This window comes from Clostridium gelidum (assembly GCF_019977655.1).
Classification (GTDB): Bacteria; Bacillota; Clostridia; order Clostridiales; family Clostridiaceae; genus Clostridium; species Clostridium gelidum.
Window position 1 is genome coordinate 4336744 of the sequence record NZ_AP024849.1, and the last position, 18923, is coordinate 4355666.

General features: G+C 28.8%; 19 protein-coding genes. 4 read left to right on the forward strand and 15 right to left on the reverse strand.

Translation table 11 applies throughout. The features are described from left to right. Positions 1–50 precede the first annotated feature (50 nt). The gene (gene recX / locus psyc5s11_RS19855) at positions 51–686 is read right to left on the reverse strand and encodes a recombination regulator RecX (RefSeq protein WP_224034214.1); all 636 of its coding nucleotides are present in this window, start codon (positions 684–686) and stop codon (positions 51–53) included. Positions 687–724: 38 nt separating this feature from the next. Next, positions 725–1966, reverse strand: a complete 1242-nt coding sequence (locus psyc5s11_RS19860) for a M16 family metallopeptidase (protein ID WP_224034215.1) — start codon at positions 1964–1966, stop codon at positions 725–727. Positions 1967–2224: 258 nt separating this feature from the next. On the opposite strand from psyc5s11_RS19860, the gene psyc5s11_RS19865 reads away from it, so the two are divergent. Continuing rightward, positions 2225–2896 carry a response regulator transcription factor gene (locus psyc5s11_RS19865; protein ID WP_224034216.1) on the forward strand — a complete coding sequence of 224 codons (672 nt, stop codon included), beginning with the start codon at positions 2225–2227 and terminating at the stop codon, positions 2894–2896. Continuing rightward, positions 2896–4410 carry a HAMP domain-containing sensor histidine kinase gene (locus tag psyc5s11_RS19870; RefSeq protein WP_224034217.1) on the forward strand — a complete coding sequence of 505 codons (1515 nt, stop codon included), beginning with the start codon at positions 2896–2898 and terminating at the stop codon, positions 4408–4410. The genes psyc5s11_RS19865 and psyc5s11_RS19870 overlap by 1 nt, the downstream gene beginning before the upstream one ends. A 28-nt stretch (positions 4411–4438) precedes the next feature. On the opposite strand, the gene ymfI is transcribed toward psyc5s11_RS19870, so the two are convergent. Continuing rightward, entirely contained in the window at positions 4439–5182 is a 744-nt protein-coding gene (gene ymfI, locus psyc5s11_RS19875) for an elongation factor P 5-aminopentanone reductase (protein ID WP_224034218.1), read from the reverse strand. A 31-nt stretch (positions 5183–5213) separates the two neighbouring features. After that, entirely contained in the window at positions 5214–6146 is a 933-nt protein-coding gene (locus psyc5s11_RS19880) for a metallophosphoesterase (RefSeq protein ID WP_224034219.1), read from the reverse strand. A gap of 228 nt (positions 6147–6374) precedes the next feature. Here psyc5s11_RS19880 and psyc5s11_RS19885 point away from each other — a divergent pair, with 228 nt between their 5' ends. Next, the gene (locus psyc5s11_RS19885; protein WP_224034220.1) at positions 6375–6680 is read left to right on the forward strand and encodes a hypothetical protein; all 306 of its coding nucleotides are present in this window, start codon (positions 6375–6377) and stop codon (positions 6678–6680) included. Then, on the forward strand, positions 6677–6964 hold the full coding sequence (locus psyc5s11_RS19890) for a Tim44 domain-containing protein (protein WP_224034221.1): 288 nt from the start codon (positions 6677–6679) through the stop codon (positions 6962–6964). Before psyc5s11_RS19885 ends, psyc5s11_RS19890 begins: the two co-directional genes overlap by 4 nt. A 446-nt stretch (positions 6965–7410) precedes the next feature. On the opposite strand, the gene psyc5s11_RS27930 is transcribed toward psyc5s11_RS19890, so the two are convergent. The 11 genes from psyc5s11_RS27930 to psyc5s11_RS19940 form a co-directional block, all read right to left on the reverse strand. After that, positions 7411–7533 (reverse strand): hypothetical protein, encoded by a 123-nt coding sequence (locus psyc5s11_RS27930; RefSeq protein ID WP_258712365.1) that lies wholly within the window; start codon positions 7531–7533, stop codon positions 7411–7413. Positions 7534–7629: 96 nt separating this feature from the next. Further along, positions 7630–8358 carry an amino acid ABC transporter ATP-binding protein gene (locus tag psyc5s11_RS19895; RefSeq protein ID WP_224034222.1) on the reverse strand — a complete coding sequence of 243 codons (729 nt, stop codon included), beginning with the start codon at positions 8356–8358 and terminating at the stop codon, positions 7630–7632. Beyond that, entirely contained in the window at positions 8342–9004 is a 663-nt protein-coding gene (locus tag psyc5s11_RS19900; protein WP_224034223.1) for an amino acid ABC transporter permease, read from the reverse strand. Before psyc5s11_RS19900 ends, psyc5s11_RS19895 begins: the two co-directional genes overlap by 17 nt. A gap of 15 nt (positions 9005–9019) precedes the next feature. After that, positions 9020–9802 carry a transporter substrate-binding domain-containing protein gene (locus psyc5s11_RS19905; protein WP_224034224.1) on the reverse strand — a complete coding sequence of 261 codons (783 nt, stop codon included), beginning with the start codon at positions 9800–9802 and terminating at the stop codon, positions 9020–9022. Positions 9803–10255: 453 nt separating this feature from the next. Next, positions 10256–11041: a transporter substrate-binding domain-containing protein gene (locus psyc5s11_RS19910; protein WP_224034225.1), complete on the reverse strand. Its 786-nt coding sequence runs from the start codon at positions 11039–11041 to the stop codon at positions 10256–10258. A gap of 197 nt (positions 11042–11238) precedes the next feature. Then, positions 11239–11892 carry a GntR family transcriptional regulator gene (locus psyc5s11_RS19915; protein ID WP_224034226.1) on the reverse strand — a complete coding sequence of 218 codons (654 nt, stop codon included), beginning with the start codon at positions 11890–11892 and terminating at the stop codon, positions 11239–11241. 301 nt (positions 11893–12193) lie between these two features. Continuing rightward, the gene (locus psyc5s11_RS19920; protein WP_224034227.1) at positions 12194–13675 is read right to left on the reverse strand and encodes an L-fucose/L-arabinose isomerase family protein; all 1482 of its coding nucleotides are present in this window, start codon (positions 13673–13675) and stop codon (positions 12194–12196) included. A gap of 114 nt (positions 13676–13789) precedes the next feature. After that, on the reverse strand, positions 13790–14413 hold the full coding sequence (locus psyc5s11_RS19925) for a DUF4867 family protein (protein ID WP_224034228.1): 624 nt from the start codon (positions 14411–14413) through the stop codon (positions 13790–13792). A gap of 135 nt (positions 14414–14548) precedes the next feature. Continuing rightward, positions 14549–16540 (reverse strand): transketolase, encoded by a 1992-nt coding sequence (gene tkt, locus psyc5s11_RS19930; protein WP_224034229.1) that lies wholly within the window; start codon positions 16538–16540, stop codon positions 14549–14551. Between the two features lie 469 nt (positions 16541–17009). Continuing rightward, positions 17010–17657, reverse strand: a complete 648-nt coding sequence (gene fsa, locus psyc5s11_RS19935) for a fructose-6-phosphate aldolase (protein WP_224034230.1) — start codon at positions 17655–17657, stop codon at positions 17010–17012. Positions 17658–17750: 93 nt separating this feature from the next. Further along, positions 17751–18899: an ROK family transcriptional regulator gene (locus psyc5s11_RS19940; RefSeq protein ID WP_311196381.1), complete on the reverse strand. Its 1149-nt coding sequence runs from the start codon at positions 18897–18899 to the stop codon at positions 17751–17753. Positions 18900–18923: the final 24 nt, after the last annotated feature.

Genomic DNA, 18923 nt, shown 5'->3' on the forward strand with positions numbered 1-18923 from the left:
TACCAAAAATTATAATATTATTGTAAGTTATTATTTATCTTTAATGTATATTAAAGCTCATCTAATGACATAATTTCTTTAACAACCTCACTTGTAATATCATATTCATATCCTTTAGAAATCAAATATCTATATAGCTTACCTGAAATTTTATAATTATCATTTTCCTTCTTTTTTATGATATCAAACTTTTTCTTTGCTATATTAAGTGCAATATTTTTTTCATTTTCCTTATTTAAATCAGATAATTCTTCTTCTATATTCTCTTTAGATATACCCTTTTGAATTAGAGTATATTTAATTTTCTGACTCCCTTGAGACTTTAATTTTTCACGTATAAATGCCTTTGTATAATTACTATCATTTATGAAATTGTATTCTTTAAGAAATTTAATACTCTTATTTATAGAGTTATCTTCATACCCCTTTAGTATTAACTTATCTCTAACCTCTTTTTCAGTTTTACAGCTTTTTTCAATGATTCTTAAAGCAGAATTTTTGCATCTTATTTGGCTCTCATGCTCCGCTAAAATTTTGAGTTTTTCCGAATCTATTTCATCATTTCTATTAAGACCTTCTTTATAAACTAACTCTATTGAAAGAGAAAATGCATATTCACCATCTAAAAATAAATTAACCCTTTCTTTATTTCTTTTTTGAATTTCTATTTTTGTTATTATCGCCATAATTCTTTATTTTCACCTTCATCTATAATTTAAATTCGTTAATTTGATTTTAGTATATGAACAGTTGGATTTTTCAAGACTTTTTTACCCACTTCATTTATTTTAATCATGTCTAAGTTATTTAGTCTGTCCATATCCTTAACAAATTCAAATATATCTTCATCTTCTAAAGCTTGATGAAGCATATAATTACATAATTCTGAAGAATCCTCTAAAGTTGATATTACTGCTGTCTTATGAACTTTCTTCATTATATTTAAATCCTTATCTACAATTTGAATTTTTCCATCAACTAAACTCTTTAAAGTCTCATCAATTGCATCTTTTGCTTCATCAACATTTTCCTCACTAACTGCAGTATATATATAAAGAGTTTTTATGCTATTAGTTATTTCAAGATGAGTATAAATGTCATAAGCTAATCCTCTATTTTCCCTTATTTCTCTAAAAAGTAGTGAATTTGAACTTTCTCCAAGTCTATGATTTAGTATTCTAAGTGGAAGCTCATCAGACTTTTCCAGTTCATCAAAAGTGTATAAATACACTATAGTACTTTGTTCAATATCTTTTTTATAGCTTATTTCTGTTACTTCCTTATTTTTTTCTTTTATAATATCTATAGGCTTAGGTTTTTCACCTTCCCAGAGTTTAAAATTATCTTCTACCAATTCAATTGCTTCTTCGTGACTTAAAGATGATACCATAGTTATAAGTGAATTTCTTGGTGTATAATGCTTAGTATAGAACGAAAATATTTCGTTTCTAGTAAACCTCGAAACATTTTCTTCAAGTCCAGTCACTTCATATTTAAGGGCACTATTAACAAATGCAATTTTATTTACATTTTTAAAGCTTAAATCTTCTATATCATCTTTACTCATCCTTATTTCTGATAAAATAACTCCTCTTTCTTTTTCAATTTCATTCTTATCAAACTTTGGATTTGTTATCATATCACCTAAAAGTTCTACTGCATTTTTAAATTCTTCCATTAAACAACTAATTGTATACACGGTTTCATCATAATCTGTATAAGCATTGTATTCTCCACCTAATGCTTCTAATTCTTCATTAAGTTCCTCATCACTTCTATTTTTAGTTCCTTTAAACAATGTATGTTCAATAAAATGACTTATACCCTTTTGTTCTAGGTTCTCATATAATGCTCCAACTTTAATTCCTATATTTATAGCTGCAATCTGAGTATCTTTATTTATTGTTATTACTTCTAGCCCATTTGCTAAAGTATGTCTCTTTACATCAAAATTTAATTTTATCATTTATTAATCTCCTAATTGTATATAATATTATATGTATAAATATTATACCGTAACAAATATATTCTTTATAGCTTAAAACGATAATTTCTAAAATATTTTTCTTTACATATCTTTTATTTAATAAATTTATATTGATATTTCTAATATTATAATATAATTTAATCAATATAACTTACATTACTGTACAATTGTAATCTAATTGCCTTATTTATGTTATATTATTAATTATATATATATATGAAGGGAGATGACATAATAATGAGAAAATCTATTTTAATTGTTGAGGACGAACTTAGAATTAGGTTTTTACTTAGAGATTATTTAACTAAAGAAGATTTTAATGTTTTTGAAGCTTCAAATGGTGAAGAGGGCTTATTTTTATTTAGCTCTGAAAAAATTGATTTGGTGCTTTTAGATATAATGATGCCTATTATGGATGGATTAACTATGCTTGAAAAATTAAGAGCAGTCTCTACTGTTCCTGTAATTTTACTTACTGCAAAGAGCGAGGAAGAGGATAAACTTGAAGGGTATGATTTTGGTGCTGATGATTATATGACAAAACCATTTAGTCCTAAGGTTTTAATTGCTAAAGTTAAAGCACTCTTAAAAAGGACTAGGGAAAATTTAGATTCAAGCTCTCAAGATTTTAATGGTCTTACTATAAATAAACTTTCTCATGAAGTTAAAATTGATGGAAATGAAATAATATTGTCCCCAAAAGAATATGAGCTTTTAATTTATTTACTTACTAATCAAAGCATTGCATTAACTAGAGATAATATTTTGGACAATGTATGGGGTATTGATTATTATGGAGACATTCGTACTGTAGACACTAATGTTAAAAGACTTCGTGAAAAATTATTGGATAAGGCAAATTATATAGTTACTGTTCGTGGTAGCGGATATAAATTTGAGGCGAAATAATGAAGACCAGTTTATCTAAAAGACTATTTATTATAACCTTATCTCTAATTTTCGGTTTAATGCTTATAACATATTTTGCACAAGCTTTTTTCTTTGAAAGTTTTTATTCTTATAAAAAAACACAGTCCTTAGTTAAAGAAATTAATAAATTTCATGATTTATATTCTCTTAACATCGATAATAATTCTGACTTATATAAAGCTCTTCAAAAGCTTGAAAATGATAATAATGCTAAAGTTATTGTCGCTTCAAATGATAAGTTTATATATATTTCCAATAATGTTATTGATAATAAGGATAATCTTGAAACATTTACTGCTTTTGGTGAAGAGCTAATTAATGATAAAGATTTAATAAATGAAGCTATTACATATTCTCAAACTAAGTCTAAATCTTTTTATAATAAAAGTAGTGGCCTAAAGAAAATTGGAGTAGTTAGTCCTATGTCCTTAAGTAGTAAAAATGATAGCATTATTTATTGTGTATCTTCTATTGAGCCTATAAAAGAAGCTTCTGAAGTTATGCGTGAATTTTTTATATATTTGTTTTGGGGCTTAATCACTATTTCTATAGTACTTGCTTTAATTTATTCTAATTTAATTTCTAAACCTCTTGTAACTTTAACTTATGTTGCAAATAAAATGTCTAGAATGGATTTTTCTGTAGTTTGTCAAACTAATAGAGAAGATGAAATAGGTAGTCTTGCTAACTCCTTAAACATTTTATCTGAAAATCTTCAAACTGCACTTCTTGATTTACAAAAGAAAAATAAAAAGCTAGAAAATGACATTGAAAAAGAAAGACAATTAGATAATATGAGAAAAGAATTCACAGACAATGTTAGTCACGAACTTAAAACTCCAATTGGGATAATAGAAGGTTATGCAGAAGGACTTAAAGATGGTATTGTATCTGGCGAAGATGCCACCATGTATTTAGAAACCATAATCGATGAATCTAAAAAAATGAGTGTTTTAGTTACTAATATGTTGGAACTTTCAAAACTTGAATCTGGAACTATTAAACCAAATCCTGAAGCTATTAACATAAATAGACTAATTGCAAAAGTACTTAAAAAGCATAAACCTGACTTTGAAGAAAATAAATTTAATGTAAACTTTAATTCTTCAACGCCTTATAGCTATGTTTATGCAGATCCATTCCAAATGGAGCAAGTTTTCACTAATCTTATAACAAATGCTATTAAATATACTCCTCCAAAGAATGATATTAATATAAACATTGAAGAAGGATTAGATAAATTTAAAATATCAGTTCAAAATATGGGTGTAACCGTTCCTGAAGATCAAATAGGTAAACTTTTTGATAAATTTTATAGGCTAGACAAATCTAGAGAAAGAACTCAAAAAAACAGTACCGGCATTGGCTTATCCATAGTTAAAAATATTTTACTTCTTCACAATAGTGAATTTAATCTTCAAAACATTGATGAGGGAGTAGAATTTTACTTCTACTTAGAAAAAATCGTATCCCATGAAAATGATTTAGAATAAGACAAAAAATACTAGAACAAAAATATGATTAAATAAATCCACCATCTGCACGTATGATTTGCCCTGTTATATATGAAGAATCATCACTGCATAAAAATACTGCAAGTTTTCCTATTTCACTCGAATTTCCAAATCTCCCTAGAGGAATTTCTTCTTCTAGGGATTTTTTTTCTTCTTCTCCCAGAAATGAATTCATTTTTGTATCTATAACTCCTGGAGAAATAGCATTTACTCTTATATTTGAAGGAGCAACTTCTTTTGCCAGGGCTTTTGTAAATGTATTCAGTCCACCTTTCGTAGCTGAATACAATACTTCACAAGATGCTCCCACTTCTCCCCACATAGAAGAAATGTTTATTATGTTTCCATTTTTTCTTGAAATCATCCCTTTAAGAACATGTTTTGTTAAATACATTGCGCCTAAAAGATTAGTGCTTACAATTCTTTGAATTTCTTCTTCTGTAACATCCATAAATAATCCAATTTGACTTATGCCAGCATTATTTACCAATATATCTATTTTGCCCATGATTCTCAAAGCTTCTTCAACTATTATTCTGCACTTTTCAAAAGAGGATATATCCCCTTTTATTATAATTCCATATCCATTTACTTTTCTTACTTCTTCCAAAGTTTCTTTTGCGCCTTCATCATCTGCACAGTAATTTATTATTACACTTGCGCCTTGTCTTGCAAATTCCATAGCTATAGCTCTTCCAATACCTTTTGATGCGCCTGTAATCAGTGCAACTTTACCACTTAATTTATTCATATTACTCTCCTATTTCTTAAAGCATTTTTTACTAAAGACTTCTAGCAAACTCTAAATATTTCCATATTTTTTCAGGTCCTCCTGTTATACTTTTATTTATATACAAAATATCCTTACTGCCAACTTCTATTTCCCATTTAACTAAAGAAATTTCCCCATTAGTTATTTCAATACAAGTTACTGCTGATGGGAATACACAACATCCATCATTAAAATAAAGACCTTCTTCTGGCTCTGGAAATATATCATTATGTGTATGTCCGCAAATAATCATTTTTCTTTCTTTTCTCGCTAATTTTTCTAGTATAATATCTATTTTATTTCCTTTATTGTAATTACTTGCAGGGCTAATAGGAGATTTAAATCCAGCAATTCCTTCCATGAATCTCCATACATATCTAACTAAAAACCTGCTACTTTTCCACATATCACAATTAATTAAATCAACTTGATGTCCATGAAATGCAATTATATCTTTATTTAAAGGAGTAAATTTAAGTACAGCTCCTTCATAAAATTTTATATTACTATAAAGACTCATCATTTCACGTCCAAAACCATAACTTGTATTCTCAAAAAGCTTTTCTTGTTTTTTTATAAATTCCGGATTCGATTTAACTATATCATGATTTCCGAAAACTAAACATAGCCTATCCTTTTCATAAAACTTATTTAATATTTCAAAAATATCTTTATAATTATAAGCTATATCTAAACAATCTTTGTTTTTCCATAACTCATCACCATCACCCAGCTCAATTAAATTATAGCCATTTTCATAATAAAATCCAAGGGCAGCTTTATAAATGTTTCTGTTTTGCCTTAAAGAATCTGCATATCCTCCATCTCCTCTATGAGCATCACTTATTAAAACTATCCTTGAAGTTTCATCAAATTCAATTAGTTTGCCTGTTTTCAATATTCTTTTAATGAAATCTTTACTTCTTGTACAATTTTCACCCATACAGTCAATTCACACTCCTATTATTTAAGACACATGAAAGAAAATAACAAACTAGCATACCAATCTATTATTTTTTGATAGTGTATTAATTTATTATATGACTGCTAAGTTTTTAATTGACAATTTATATTTAGGTATATTCAAATAAATAACAAGTCAGCGTGCTAATATGGATATCCTTAGTGAAAACTAGGTTTATGTATATATCCCGAAATTAGATATGTATTTGTGATATTAATATTAGTTTTTATATTTAGTGGACAAACAATTGCATTTGCAAGAGCAGGCGGCGGAAGGTCAAGTTCATCTCACAGTAGCTCATCTCATAGCAGTACATCCCATAACAGTTCATCCTCTAGTAGTACATCAGAACACCCTACTTTAATAGAAACAATAATAATTATAGTAATATTAATTGCTGTTATTATTTTTGCAAACATAATTATTCGAAAAGCAAGATTAGCTAAAAAGAAAGATAAGAGTATTGAGACAATGGAAGAGTTATCAAAACTAGATAGCAAATTGAAGAGATGAAAATAAGGAAAGAAAAAAATATTCTTGAAAATATGATTTTATTAGATGCAACGCCTATAGGGTTACAAGATTTTGCTGGAATTAATAAAGACTATATATGGGTTCATATAAAGGCAAAATCCAAAGATTATACAGTAAATGAAGAAACTAATGAAGTAATAAAAGGAAAAGTCTCTAGAGATGTTCATTTTGAGGAATATTGGAAATTTATAAGAAATGAAAAGAGATGGGTATTAGATAGTATAAAACAAGTAGATCAGATAACAGATTTAGATTATTTTTGATTAGAATTATCTAAAAGTTTAATTCGTATTATTCTTATTTTGAGCATTATAAGTGGATAATCGCATCTATATTTTTTTGCTATATTCCAACACTATAGTAAAACATAGCTATATATTTTAAATAATATTCCCTCATCTGGCTCAAAATTATAAATTACATCACTGATCTGTTATTTTCTTTAATATAATTTATATATATGTTGCAATTATAAATGCTCAATTATAGTTGAAATCCTTACAGAATTTCTTAAATTAAAACGGAGATTTATTTTTGCAACATATACAAATAAAAAGATGAAGCTAACCTTACAAACAGATTAACTTCATCTCCAACTATTTAATTTAACTTTTTCTACCCATGCAGAGCTAAAAATTCCGTATCCAGCTCCTACAATTACAATTCCTTCTGATTTATCTGCTAAATAATCAATAATTAAAGGATCTGCTCAAATACTAAAATATGCAATAGAAACTTCAGGTAACTTATCCAATCCTTCAATATCAAATTGTGAATCAATTGTATGTGGTTTTATAGATTTATTAAAGAAATAAGGTATATTATCTCTCATATATCCAAGACAACCAAACTCTATAGAATTAAAAGCATTTGTTTTAATAGTTAAATCAAAAAAATATGCAGTTTCTTCTAATTAATAATTATGCTTTTAATTATTAATTACTTTATCTAAAAACTCTTTACACCTGTCACTTGTAGGTGCTGTAAATATTTCTCCTGGTGGCCCTTCTTCTAATATATATCCTTGATCCATGAATATAACTCTGTCACTTACATCTTTAGCAAAGTTCATTTCATGAGTTACCACTACCATAGTCATACCTTCTTGTGCTAAATCCTTCATAACCTTAAGAACTTCCCCAACCATTTCTGGATCTAATGCTGAAGTTGGTTCATCAAATAGCATTATCTTAGGATTCATTTCAAGAGCTCTAGCTATAGCAACTCTTTGTTTTTGTCCACCTGATAATGTATCTGGATAAACATCTTTCTTATCTTTTAAGCCAACCTTATCTAATAAACTAATAGCTTTTTCGGTGGCTTCTTTTTTATTCATTTTCTTAAGTTCTAAAGGTGCGAGAATCATATTCTCTAGCACTGTTAAATGTGGAAATAAATTAAATGATTGAAATACCATTCCTATATTTTCTCTTAATTTATCTATATTCTTATTATTTACTAATTCTTCACCTAATATAGTTATTGTACCAGATTGAATTTCTTCTAATCTATTTAGACATCTTAAAAGTGTACTTTTACCTGAACCAGAAGGACCTATAATACAAAGGACTTCACCTTCTGCTACATCTACTGATATGTCTTTAAGAACTTCTAATTTTCCATAATGTTTTTTAAGATTTTTAGCGCTTATTACCATAGCTAATTTTCCTTTCTATATAACTTGATACCAAAGTTAATATTGTAATTAATATAAGATACATACAACCTACAATTGCATACATTTCAAGTGCCTTATAGTTTCTAGCAATTATAATCTGCCCAGTTGCAGTAAGTTCTCTTATACTTATAACTGATAAAATTGAAGTATCCTTCAGTGTAACAATAAATTGATTTAATATAGATGGGATCATAATCTTAACTGCTTGTGGCAGAATAACTTTTCTCATAGTTTTTGAATAGCTAAGTCCTAAACTTCTTGCAGCTTCCATTTGACCATTATCTACGGCTTGAATTCCACCCCTAAATATTTCAGCCATATAAGCTGATGCATTTACTGTAAGCGTCATTATAGCTGCAACCATTGGATCAAATCTTATACCAAATGCTTGACCAACACCAAAGAATAAGAACAACGCTTGAATCATAAGCGGAGTTCCACGAATTATACCAATATATACTGTAGATATACCTTTTAATATTTTAGATGTACTTATGCTACATATTCCTAAAATAATTCCAAGTATTACAGCTAATATCAATGATATTACTGCAATTTCTATTGTTACCCAAAGCCCACTAATTAAGCTAGGGAAGTTATCTTTTAGCAATCCTAAGATTTCCATTTTCCATTCTCCTTACTATTTTGCTATGTATTGACCGACTATTTCGTTATATTTTCCATTTTCTTTTAATTTCTTAATCCCATCATTAAATTTCTTTAACAATTCAGCATTTTGACCTTTTTTTACTGCAAATCCATAATTAACAGTATCTAATTTATCTCCAACAATTTTTAATTTTGCACCACTATCAACTTTAATCTTGTATGCAATAACAGGATAATCTTCTAATAAAAAATCAGCATTTCCATTTTCAACAGCTTGGAACATTGATGGAGAATCATCAAAGTATCTTAAATTTAATCCGTACTTAGCTTGATTCTTTTCTGCAAATTCAGCTCCTGATGTTCCTTGTTTTATTGAAACAGCTTTACCATTTAAATCATTTAATCCATTAATTAACGTGTTATTTTTATTAACAACTATTGATAAACCTGATTCAAAATATCCATCTGAAAAATCTAATGATTTCTTTCTTTCATCAGTTATAGACATAGCTGCAATAGCACCATCTAATTGATTAGCCGTAAGCCCTGGAATTATTCCCTTAAAGTCCATTGGCTTTAATTCATATTCAAATTTTTCTTCTTTAGCAATTGCATCTAGAATCTCTACATCAATTCCTTTATACGCACTTTTTTCTTCAAAAGAGAATGGTGCAAACTTTGAATCACATGCAATTATATATTTTTTATTTACTCCATCTGCTTTTGTATCATTTTTTGAAGCACCACAACCTACCATTAATCCTAATGACATTACCGATGCTAATAAAATAACTACTAATGTTTTTTTATTCATTTTTTATGCCCCTTTACATTTTTTAGATAGATCAAAAAATCCAATTTATTTAATTCTATTGAATAAATATAAGCTGATTTTTTAACTCGCATTATGAAGTTTATTATATCGTTCAATTCAAAAGCTGTCAATATTCTTGACTATGTCTATACTTCAGAATAAGTATTTTCTCCAAAGCGGTTCCTTTATTTATCTAATTTCACAAGGCATACATGTTTTTTAAATCAATCTTAATTTCAATATACTTTTTTCCAATTATGAATTTAAATATATTTAATATTTCATTTCTAGCAACTTAGTATACATCTACAATAAAATATTTAAATTTTTATTAACATTTTAATATTCAAATAAGAAAAGCTATAAATCAGAAAATTCTTTTTTCTTAAACTCATAGCCTTTCAATTTAAATTTTTTATATAATTACTTAATTACTTAATTCATTTTAATGCACTACTTAGCGATATATTGACCAACTATTTTATCATACTCTCCATTTGCCTTTATCTTTTTAAGACCTTCGTTAAATTTCTTTAGCAGCTCAGCATTTTGACCTTTTTTAACTGCAAATCCATAATCAACATTTGTTAATTTTTCTCCAGCAATTCTTAATTTCGAGTTAGGATCAACCTTGATTTTGTAAGCTATTACAGGATAATCTTCTAATAAAAAGTCATTATTTTTATTTTCAACTGCTTGGAACATTGATGGAGAATCATCAAAATAACTTAAGTTTAATGCATACTTATCTTTATTTTCTTCAGCAAAAGTTGCTCCCGCTGTACCTTTTTTAAGTGATGCACTTTTACCATTTAAGTCCTTTTCACTATTAATTGTTGTATTATCTTTGTTAACTACTAATGATACTCCTGATACAAAATATCCATCTGAAAAATCTAAAGATTCTTTTCTTTTATCTGTAATACTCATTCCAGCTATAGCTCCATCTAATTGATTAGCTGTAAGTCCTGGAATAATTCCATTAAAGTCCATTGGCTTTAATTCATATTCAAATTTTTCTTCTTTAGCAATTGCTTCTAACACTTCAACATCTATACCTTTGTATTTTGTGTTTTCTTCAAAAGAAAATGGTGCATATTTTGCATCACATGCAATTATGAATTTCTTGTTTCCATCACTGCTTTTAGCTGAATCGTTTTTTGCTGCTCCGCACCCTGACATTATGCTTATTGACATTACTGATGCTAATAAAATTCCTACTAATGATTTTTTATTCATTGTTTTTTCCCCCTAAATATTTTTTTAATTGCAGTATCTGCTTTTAAACCTTATTTATTAATTTTTATTTTTATAAACTAAGACTTCTTCCTTATATCTATTCTTAGATTATTATAAATTTTTATTCAAATATAATTTAGAATTCTTACTTTATTAAAAAGCTTGCTTTAAATTTTATATCTTATATTACACCCTGTTTACTTAGAATAAAATCGTGCTTCTAAATGTGAAATATGTTTTACCATTAGTTCTTCAGCCTTTTTACTATCCCTTTCAATCAGCGCTTTTGCTATATTTATATGATCTTCTTTTTCATTTATAAACTCCAACTTCTTACAATCCATTAACAAAATTCGTGAAAGATTTTCCATTATTACTTCACATGTTTCAATTAATAATGAATTATGAGTTGCTTTTATAATTAACATATGAAACATATCATTTAGTTCATTAAATTCTGATATTTCACCACTTTGAGAATCGTTTGGAAATTTCATAGCCAATTGAAGTATACTTTCTAATTCTGAATCACTAGCTATCTCAACTGCTGAATTCACAGCTGCTATTTCTAAAATAGACCTCATTTGAAAAGATTCTCTTATATTTCTCTGTGTTACAGCTTTTACCAAATAGCCTTTTCTTGGCAAAGACTTAAGATATCCTTGTATTTCTAATGTTCCTAATGCATCTCTAACAGGTGTCTTGCTTACATTATATTTTTCTGCTAATTCAGCTAATGTAAGAAAATCTCCATCTTTTATTTTTAAATTTAAAATATCTAATTTAATTTTCTTATATATTTCTTTGGCATATGACTTATCAACTTGACACAGATTTATCTCTCCTCTCATTGAAATCCCACTGATATATCAGTAATAATAAATAAAAAAGACAATGGAGCACCTATATAAATAAATGCTCCATTGCCTTCATCTAATATTATTATATTTCAACAAAATACAGTTTGTCAAGTTGCTATTTAAAATTTTTTCAATAAATATTATTTTTAAATTTCTATATCTACGTTAATAGAACTTTCCATTGTTGAAGCCAAAGAACAAAATGTTCTTACAACTAAAATAAAAAAATGCATTGATTAATATCTCTATTAACCAATGCATAAAAAATGTTTCTTCTAATTATTCATATATTTTATTCAAAAGGATTTTCTGTTTTATAAAGCATACCTTTAGGTTGATTAAATCCTAATTCTTTAACACCTAAATATCTAAATAAATTGTGAATTGCCTTTCCATAATGTCCAAAAGCAACTGCTCCATGATGTGGATATCTACCTTCTATTAATACATGACGATAGAATCTTCCCATTTCAGGAATTGCAAAGATACCAATAGATCCAAATGAACGAGTTGCAACTGGTAGAACTTCTCCTTGTGCTACATAAGCTGTTAATTCTGCATCTGCATTGCTTTGTAATCTAAAGAATGTAATATCTCCAGGAACAATATCCCCTTCAAGTGTTCCTCTAGTTATGTTTGGTTCTACATTTGGTTCAAGCGCTCTTGCCATAATCATTTGATTTTTCATAGTACAAGATGATAATTTACAAGCTGCTGTGTTACCACAATGGAAGCCCATAAATGTATCTTTTAATGTGTAATCAAATTTGCCTTTAATTTCTGATTCATACATATCAGCTGGTACTGAATTATTAATATCAAGTAAAGTAACAGCATCGCGGCTGATGCAAGTTCCAATATATTCACTTAATGCACCATAAATATCAACTTCGCAAGCTACTGGAATTCCCATTGCTGTTAAACGGCTGTTTACATAACAAGGTACAAATCCAAATTGTGTTTGGAATGATGGCCAACATTTATTAGCAAATACAACATATTCTCTTGATCCTTTATGTTCTTCCATCCAATCTAATAATGTAATTTCATATTGCGCAAGTTTTGGCAAAATTCCAGGCATTTTGTTTCCTTGACCTAATTCTTTTTCCATACTAGCCATTACAGCTGGAATTCTCTCATCATTTGCATGATCATTGAATGCTGCATATAAATCAAGTTCTGAGTTTTCTTCTATTTCAACACCTAAGTTATATAATTGTTTAATAGGTGCATTACAAGCTAAGAAATCTTGTGGACGAGGTCCAAATGAAATAATTTTTAAGTTTTGTATTCCAAGTAACGCAGTTGCAACTGGTACAAACTCAGAAATCATATCTGCAACTTCTGTTGCTGTTCCAACCGGATATTCAGGGATGTATGCTTTTATATTACGAAGTGCTAAATTGTAGCTTGCATTAAGCATTCCACAATATGCATCTCCACGTCCATTAATTAAGTTATCTCCAGTTTCCTCAGCTGCTGCAACAAACATTACAGGCCCATCAAATTTTTTAGCAAGTAAAGTTTCAGCAGTTTCAGGTCCAAAATTTCCAAGGAATACTACTAATGCATTTACACCTGCTTCTTTAACTTCTGCTAAAGCTTTTCCCATATGTTTTTCATTTTCAATAGCTGTTGGACATTCATAAATATCTCCATTAGATTTTTTATAAGCTTCTACTACAGCCTTTCTTCTATTAACTGATAACTCCATTGGGAAGCAATCTCTGCTTACCGCAACTATTCCTAATTTCACTTCTGGTATATTATTCATTTCTAATTCCTCCATTTAATTTAATTTTTTCAAACATACTTTATTATATAATTTGATATTATGAGCTATATTTTTTATTTAGTGAATTGTTCTTAATTATGCTTCGCACTCTTTTTATAGGTGAATATTTTCTCCAACCAATCCTATAAATGCTCCTTGTTCACCTAAATCTGTGTCTTTATGACCAATTAACCACTTGTTTCTAGCAAATAACAATGCATCTTCGTTAACTTTTTCAATTGTTTTTTCTAAAGGCAAATTAGTATCTCTTGGCAATACAACAACACATTTAAATCCATCTTCTTGTACATTGCAAGGTGCATAATGAAGAGTAGTTGCATATACTTCAATTATCGTTCCAGCTGGAACCATGAAGGCTTCTATATTCGCAGTATCATACGAGTAATCGTCTTCAATATCTTGCTGACAACCTATTAGTAAAATAAGATCTGTTACTGCTATATTTATTTCAGATGAACGATGATATTCAACTGCATTTAGCATATAATTATTGCCATTACAATATCCTATTTGAATTGGTAATTCACCAAATTCTCTTACTCTTAAATCTTCAGCAATTTTTAAATCTTCAAGTTCTTTAATAGATGGTTCATATATTACATCACTTGGAAGAGGTGTAATACTTTTCATCTTTTCAATTATTTCAGAGCAATCATAGTTCTTTAAAACTTGTCCATATTTTTTAAAATCAATGTCAGTAACCTTTTTTATAATCATCTTAACCCTACCTTTCATATTTCTTATATTTATATACATATTGCAATATTTTGATAGTCACAAATATTTAAGACATCTTTATTTAATTCTTATCTACTTTATTACAATATGCTAAATCTACTTAAATTTAGGATTTTATTTATTGACCACCTTAGTAGCTTTTTCTACAACATTTTCTACAGTAAATCCAAATTGCTTAAATAATGTACCTGCATTTCCTGATGCTCCGAAAGTATCTAATGAAATAACATCTCCATCAAGACCTACATATTTATGCCATCCAAAACTTGTTAATGCTTCAACAGCAACTCTTGCTCGAACTTTATTTGGCATAATTGATTCCTTATAAGCTGCATCTTGAGCTTCAAACAATTCGAATGATGGCATACTTATAACTCTTGCATCTATTCCTTTAGCTTCTAGTTCAGCTGCTGCTTTAAAGATTAATTCAACTTCTGAACCTGATGCCATAAGAAGTACATCTGGAGTTTCATTCTTAGAATCCTTAAGGATATATCCACCCTTTAATCCTCTCTTAGGACATCCATCATATAATGGCAACTTTTGTCTTGTTAAAACTAATGATGTTGGTGTTGTTCCATTAGTTACCGCATAATACCAAGCTGCTGCAGTTTCCTTTGAGTCAGCTGGTCTAAATACTGTCATATTTGGCATACTTCTAAGTGCTGCTAGTTGTTCTATTGGTTGATGAGTTGGGCCATCTTCTCCTACTCCAATGCTATCATGAGTTAAAACATAAGCTACAGGAAGATTCATAAGAGCTGATAATCTCATAGCACCCTTCATGTAATCACTGAATACGAAGAATGTTGAACAGAATACCTTAAGTCCACCATGTACATACATACCATTAACTATAGCTGCCATTGCATGTTCTCTAACTCCAAAGTGAAGATTTTGTCCACCTCTGTCTGTATCTGAGAAATCTCCTTTGCCCGCCATATAAGTTTTATTTGAAGGAGCTAAATCAGCTGATCCTCCTATTAAATTAGGAATGAGCTTTGCTAATCTATTTATCAATATTCCTGAAGATTCTCTTGTAGCCATTTCTTTATCAAAGCCCCAGAATTCTTCATTATTTAATAATGCTTCTTTATCAACTTCACCACTCATCCATGCAGCATATTCTTTTGCAAGTTCAGGGTATTCTTTAGAATATTCACTGAATAATTTATTCCAAGCTGATTCTTTTGAAACACCTTTTTCTATGTGTTCATTCATATTTGAATACACTTCATCTGGTACATAGAAAGCAGGTTCTGTTTTCCAACCTAAGTTTTCTTTCATTGCAATTACATTTTCAGCACCTAGTGGTTCTCCATGAGCTGAAGCTTTTCCTTGCTTTGCAGGACATCCAAAACCAATTTGATTTTTAACTATTATAATTGAAGGTTTTGAAGTTTCTGCTTTAGCTGCTTCTATTGCACTTTCTATTGCATCTATATCATTTCCATCAGCAATTTTTAATACTTGCCAGCCATAAGCTTCATATCTTTTAGCAACATCTTCTCTAAATGCTATATCAGTACTTCCTTCAATTGAAATATTATTGGAATCATATAATACAACTAATTTTCCAAGTCCTAAAGTTCCAGCAAGTGATGATGCTTCTCCTGAAATCCCTTCCATAAGACAACCATCTCCACATATTGCATATGTATAGTGATCAACTACACTACAGTTTGGTTTATTAAACTTGTCAGCAAGATGCGTTTCTGCCATCGCCATACCTACTGCATTACATACACCTTGTCCAAGAGGTCCAGTTGTAATTTCAACACCTTTAGTATGACCAAACTCAGGATGTCCTGGAGTTAAACTTCCTACTTGTCTGAAATTTTTAATATCGGAAACTTTTACTCCATATCCAAATAAGTGTAATAATGAATATTCAAGCATTGACCCATGCCCTGCTGATAATACAAATCTGTCTCTATTATCCCAAGTTGGATTTTTTCCATTATGGTTCATTTTTGTCCATAGTGTAAATGCCATAGTTGCTGCTCCAAGTGGAAGTCCTGGATGTCCTGACTTTGATTTTTCAATAGCATCTGCTGAAAGCACTCTTATTGCATTAATAGATAACTTATCTAATTCTCTACTCATTTTTTTCCTCACTTTGCATTATTTATTTTTTATAATATCTACCTAAATCCGCATTCTACAAGCAAATTCTAAAATTCTAAAATTCTTAAATTCTTGGCAAATATCTAATATATTTTATCAACTTTTATATAGATAACCTCAATATAACTTATACTATATTTGGTATTTCATTTAATATTCACCACACCTAAGTGTATATCTAAAACCAGAAATTGGATACATTTTTGTGTAGTAGGCATTGAAAATAAGCTGTTGAAGCTTCTTAATGGAAGGTTGTTCCATTATAGTTTGTCCAAAAAGTGAGAATCGAAATTTTATATTTCGTTCTTCGAACTTTCTCTGTGAGCTTTTACATTTGGAGCAAACTATAATGGGTACAACCTCCCATTTAGATGCTTCCAGCGAAATTTTCACAGTCCTACGGAATAAATATGTATTTAATTTCGGCGATTATACGAATAAGTACGATTTATTTTCCAAATGCTGCAGCCCAATCTGCCTTAAACTTTTCTAGTCCTTGATCTGTTAATGGATGTTTTATCATTTGTAGAACTAAGCTATAAGGTATTGTTGATATATTTGCTCCTGCTTGTGCTGCTTGAATAACATGAATTGGATTTCTTACGCTAGCTGCAATTATTTCTGTTTCTATTCCATGAATTGCAAATATATCTGCGATATTTCTAACTAGTTCCATTCCATCCATTGATATATCATCTATTCTTCCTAAAAACGGACTTACATATGTTGCTCCTGAATTTGCTGCAAGTAATGCTTGTGTTACTGAGAAGATTAAAGTTACATTTGTTTTAATTCCTTCTTTAGATAAAACTTTAGTTGCCTTAAGTCCTTCTGCTGTCATTGGAATTTTTACAATCATATTCTTATGAATTGCAGCAATTTCTCTTCCCTCTTTAATCATTCCTTGTGCATCTTCACTTATAACTTCTCCACTTATTGGTCCATCTACTATTTCTGTTATTTCCTTTATAACTTCATTAAAATCTCTGCCTTCTTTTGCAATTAGTGATGGGTTTGTAGTCACACCACATATTACTCCCATTTCGTTTGCTTCTTTAATGTGCTCTATGTTTGCTGTGTCTAAAAAAAATCTCATTTTCTTAACATCTCCTCTTTAATTATTGCTTACATTATTTTTAAATATCATTTGATAAGTTTTCGAATTAATAGAGTAATTTTCACCACTCCACTATTTAATTTCTAAAAATTCTTCAATGGGCATCATTGCTGCCCCTAACAAATATGATTCTTTAAAACTTGCAATACTAATATTACAGCTATTTTCATCTGTAAATAAATTGTCTTTATAAATATTTTTCTTTACAACCTCTATTTTATCTTTTAGTAAACTATTTATGTCTCCACCTATAATTACACTATTTGGATCCAATATCATAATTAAATTTGATATACCTAATGATAATGTCTTTAAATATTTATCCAATATCTTTTGAGCTACTTCATCTTTTTGAATATATTTTTCTTCAAACTCGTCTATATCTAAAATATTACAAGATGATACTTCATTATAATTATCTATTAATGAATTCATTGAAGTATATGCTTCTAAGCATCCTTTAGCTCCACACTTGCACTTTTTACCATTGATTGCTATTTTCATATGACCCATTTCACCAGAGGAATTATTATCGCCTCTATATATCTTCCCATTTATTATTATCCCAAGACCTAATCCATCTGTTATTGATATATATAATAAATTATTTAATATATCTTTTCTATTTAGGAATTCATAATAAGCGGATAAATTGGCTTCATTATCGACATATATAGGTACATTTAAATGTTCAAATTTCTCCTTCAAGTTGAAATCCTTTATTCCTAAAAGGTAGCAATATTTTACTATACCAGTCTTAAAGTCAACAGTCCCTTGAAGTGAAATTCCAACTCCTAATAATTTTTCAGAACTTATGCTATATTTATTCATTATTATTCCTATATTTTCATTGGCAAGAACTATTATATTTTCTATTCCATCATTTTTATGTCTAACTCTTATATTTTCAATAATGTTTTTCTTTAAGTTAACCAAAGATATCTTTATATGATTTGGTGTTAATGCAACGCCAATGGAGTATCTACAGTTTTCATTTAATTTAATTGCAATTGCTTTTCTTCCGCCAGTAGATTCTAATGATCCTACTTCTTCTACAATGCCTTCATCTTTTAGCTCTGTAATATTAGTTGAAACTGTTGTTATACTTATATCTAGCTTTCTAGAAATATCTAATTTAGTAATTTCATTTTTTTCTAATAATAATGTTATTATTTTCTTTCTATTTGTTTCTTTTATTTTACTATGATTTATCTCCATCAAATTTGAAAGTACCCCTCTCGCCTA

Excerpts from the sequence above, each read along its gene's own strand:
- recX (WP_224034214.1), bottom strand. The coding sequence starts at position 686 with ATGGCGATAATAACAAAAATAGAAATTCAAAAAAGAAATAAAGAAAGG.
- psyc5s11_RS19860 (WP_224034215.1), bottom strand. The coding sequence starts at position 1,966 with ATGATAAAATTAAATTTTGATGTAAAGAGACATACTTTAGCAAATGGG.
- psyc5s11_RS19865 (WP_224034216.1), top strand. The coding sequence starts at position 2,225 with ATGAGAAAATCTATTTTAATTGTTGAGGACGAACTTAGAATTAGGTTT.
- psyc5s11_RS19870 (WP_224034217.1), top strand. The coding sequence starts at position 2,896 with ATGAAGACCAGTTTATCTAAAAGACTATTTATTATAACCTTATCTCTA.
- ymfI (WP_224034218.1), bottom strand. The coding sequence starts at position 5,182 with ATGAATAAATTAAGTGGTAAAGTTGCACTGATTACAGGCGCATCAAAA.
- psyc5s11_RS19880 (WP_224034219.1), bottom strand. The coding sequence starts at position 6,146 with ATGGGTGAAAATTGTACAAGAAGTAAAGATTTCATTAAAAGAATATTG.
- psyc5s11_RS19890 (WP_224034221.1), top strand. The coding sequence starts at position 6,677 with ATGAAAATAAGGAAAGAAAAAAATATTCTTGAAAATATGATTTTATTA.
- psyc5s11_RS27930 (WP_258712365.1), bottom strand. The coding sequence starts at position 7,533 with ATGAGAGATAATATACCTTATTTCTTTAATAAATCTATAAAACCACAT.
- psyc5s11_RS19895 (WP_224034222.1), bottom strand. The coding sequence starts at position 8,358 with ATGGTAATAAGCGCTAAAAATCTTAAAAAACATTATGGAAAATTAGAA.
- psyc5s11_RS19900 (WP_224034223.1), bottom strand. The coding sequence starts at position 9,004 with ATGGAAATCTTAGGATTGCTAAAAGATAACTTCCCTAGCTTAATTAGT.
- psyc5s11_RS19905 (WP_224034224.1), bottom strand. The coding sequence starts at position 9,802 with ATGAATAAAAAAACATTAGTAGTTATTTTATTAGCATCGGTAATGTCA.
- psyc5s11_RS19910 (WP_224034225.1), bottom strand. The coding sequence starts at position 11,041 with ATGAATAAAAAATCATTAGTAGGAATTTTATTAGCATCAGTAATGTCA.
- psyc5s11_RS19915 (WP_224034226.1), bottom strand. The coding sequence starts at position 11,892 with ATGAGAGGAGAGATAAATCTGTGTCAAGTTGATAAGTCATATGCCAAA.
- psyc5s11_RS19920 (WP_224034227.1), bottom strand. The coding sequence starts at position 13,675 with ATGAATAATATACCAGAAGTGAAATTAGGAATAGTTGCGGTAAGCAGA.
- psyc5s11_RS19925 (WP_224034228.1), bottom strand. The coding sequence starts at position 14,413 with ATGATTATAAAAAAGGTTACTGACATTGATTTTAAAAAATATGGACAA.
- tkt (WP_224034229.1), bottom strand. The coding sequence starts at position 16,540 with ATGAGTAGAGAATTAGATAAGTTATCTATTAATGCAATAAGAGTGCTT.
- fsa (WP_224034230.1), bottom strand. The coding sequence starts at position 17,657 with ATGAGATTTTTTTTAGACACAGCAAACATAGAGCACATTAAAGAAGCA.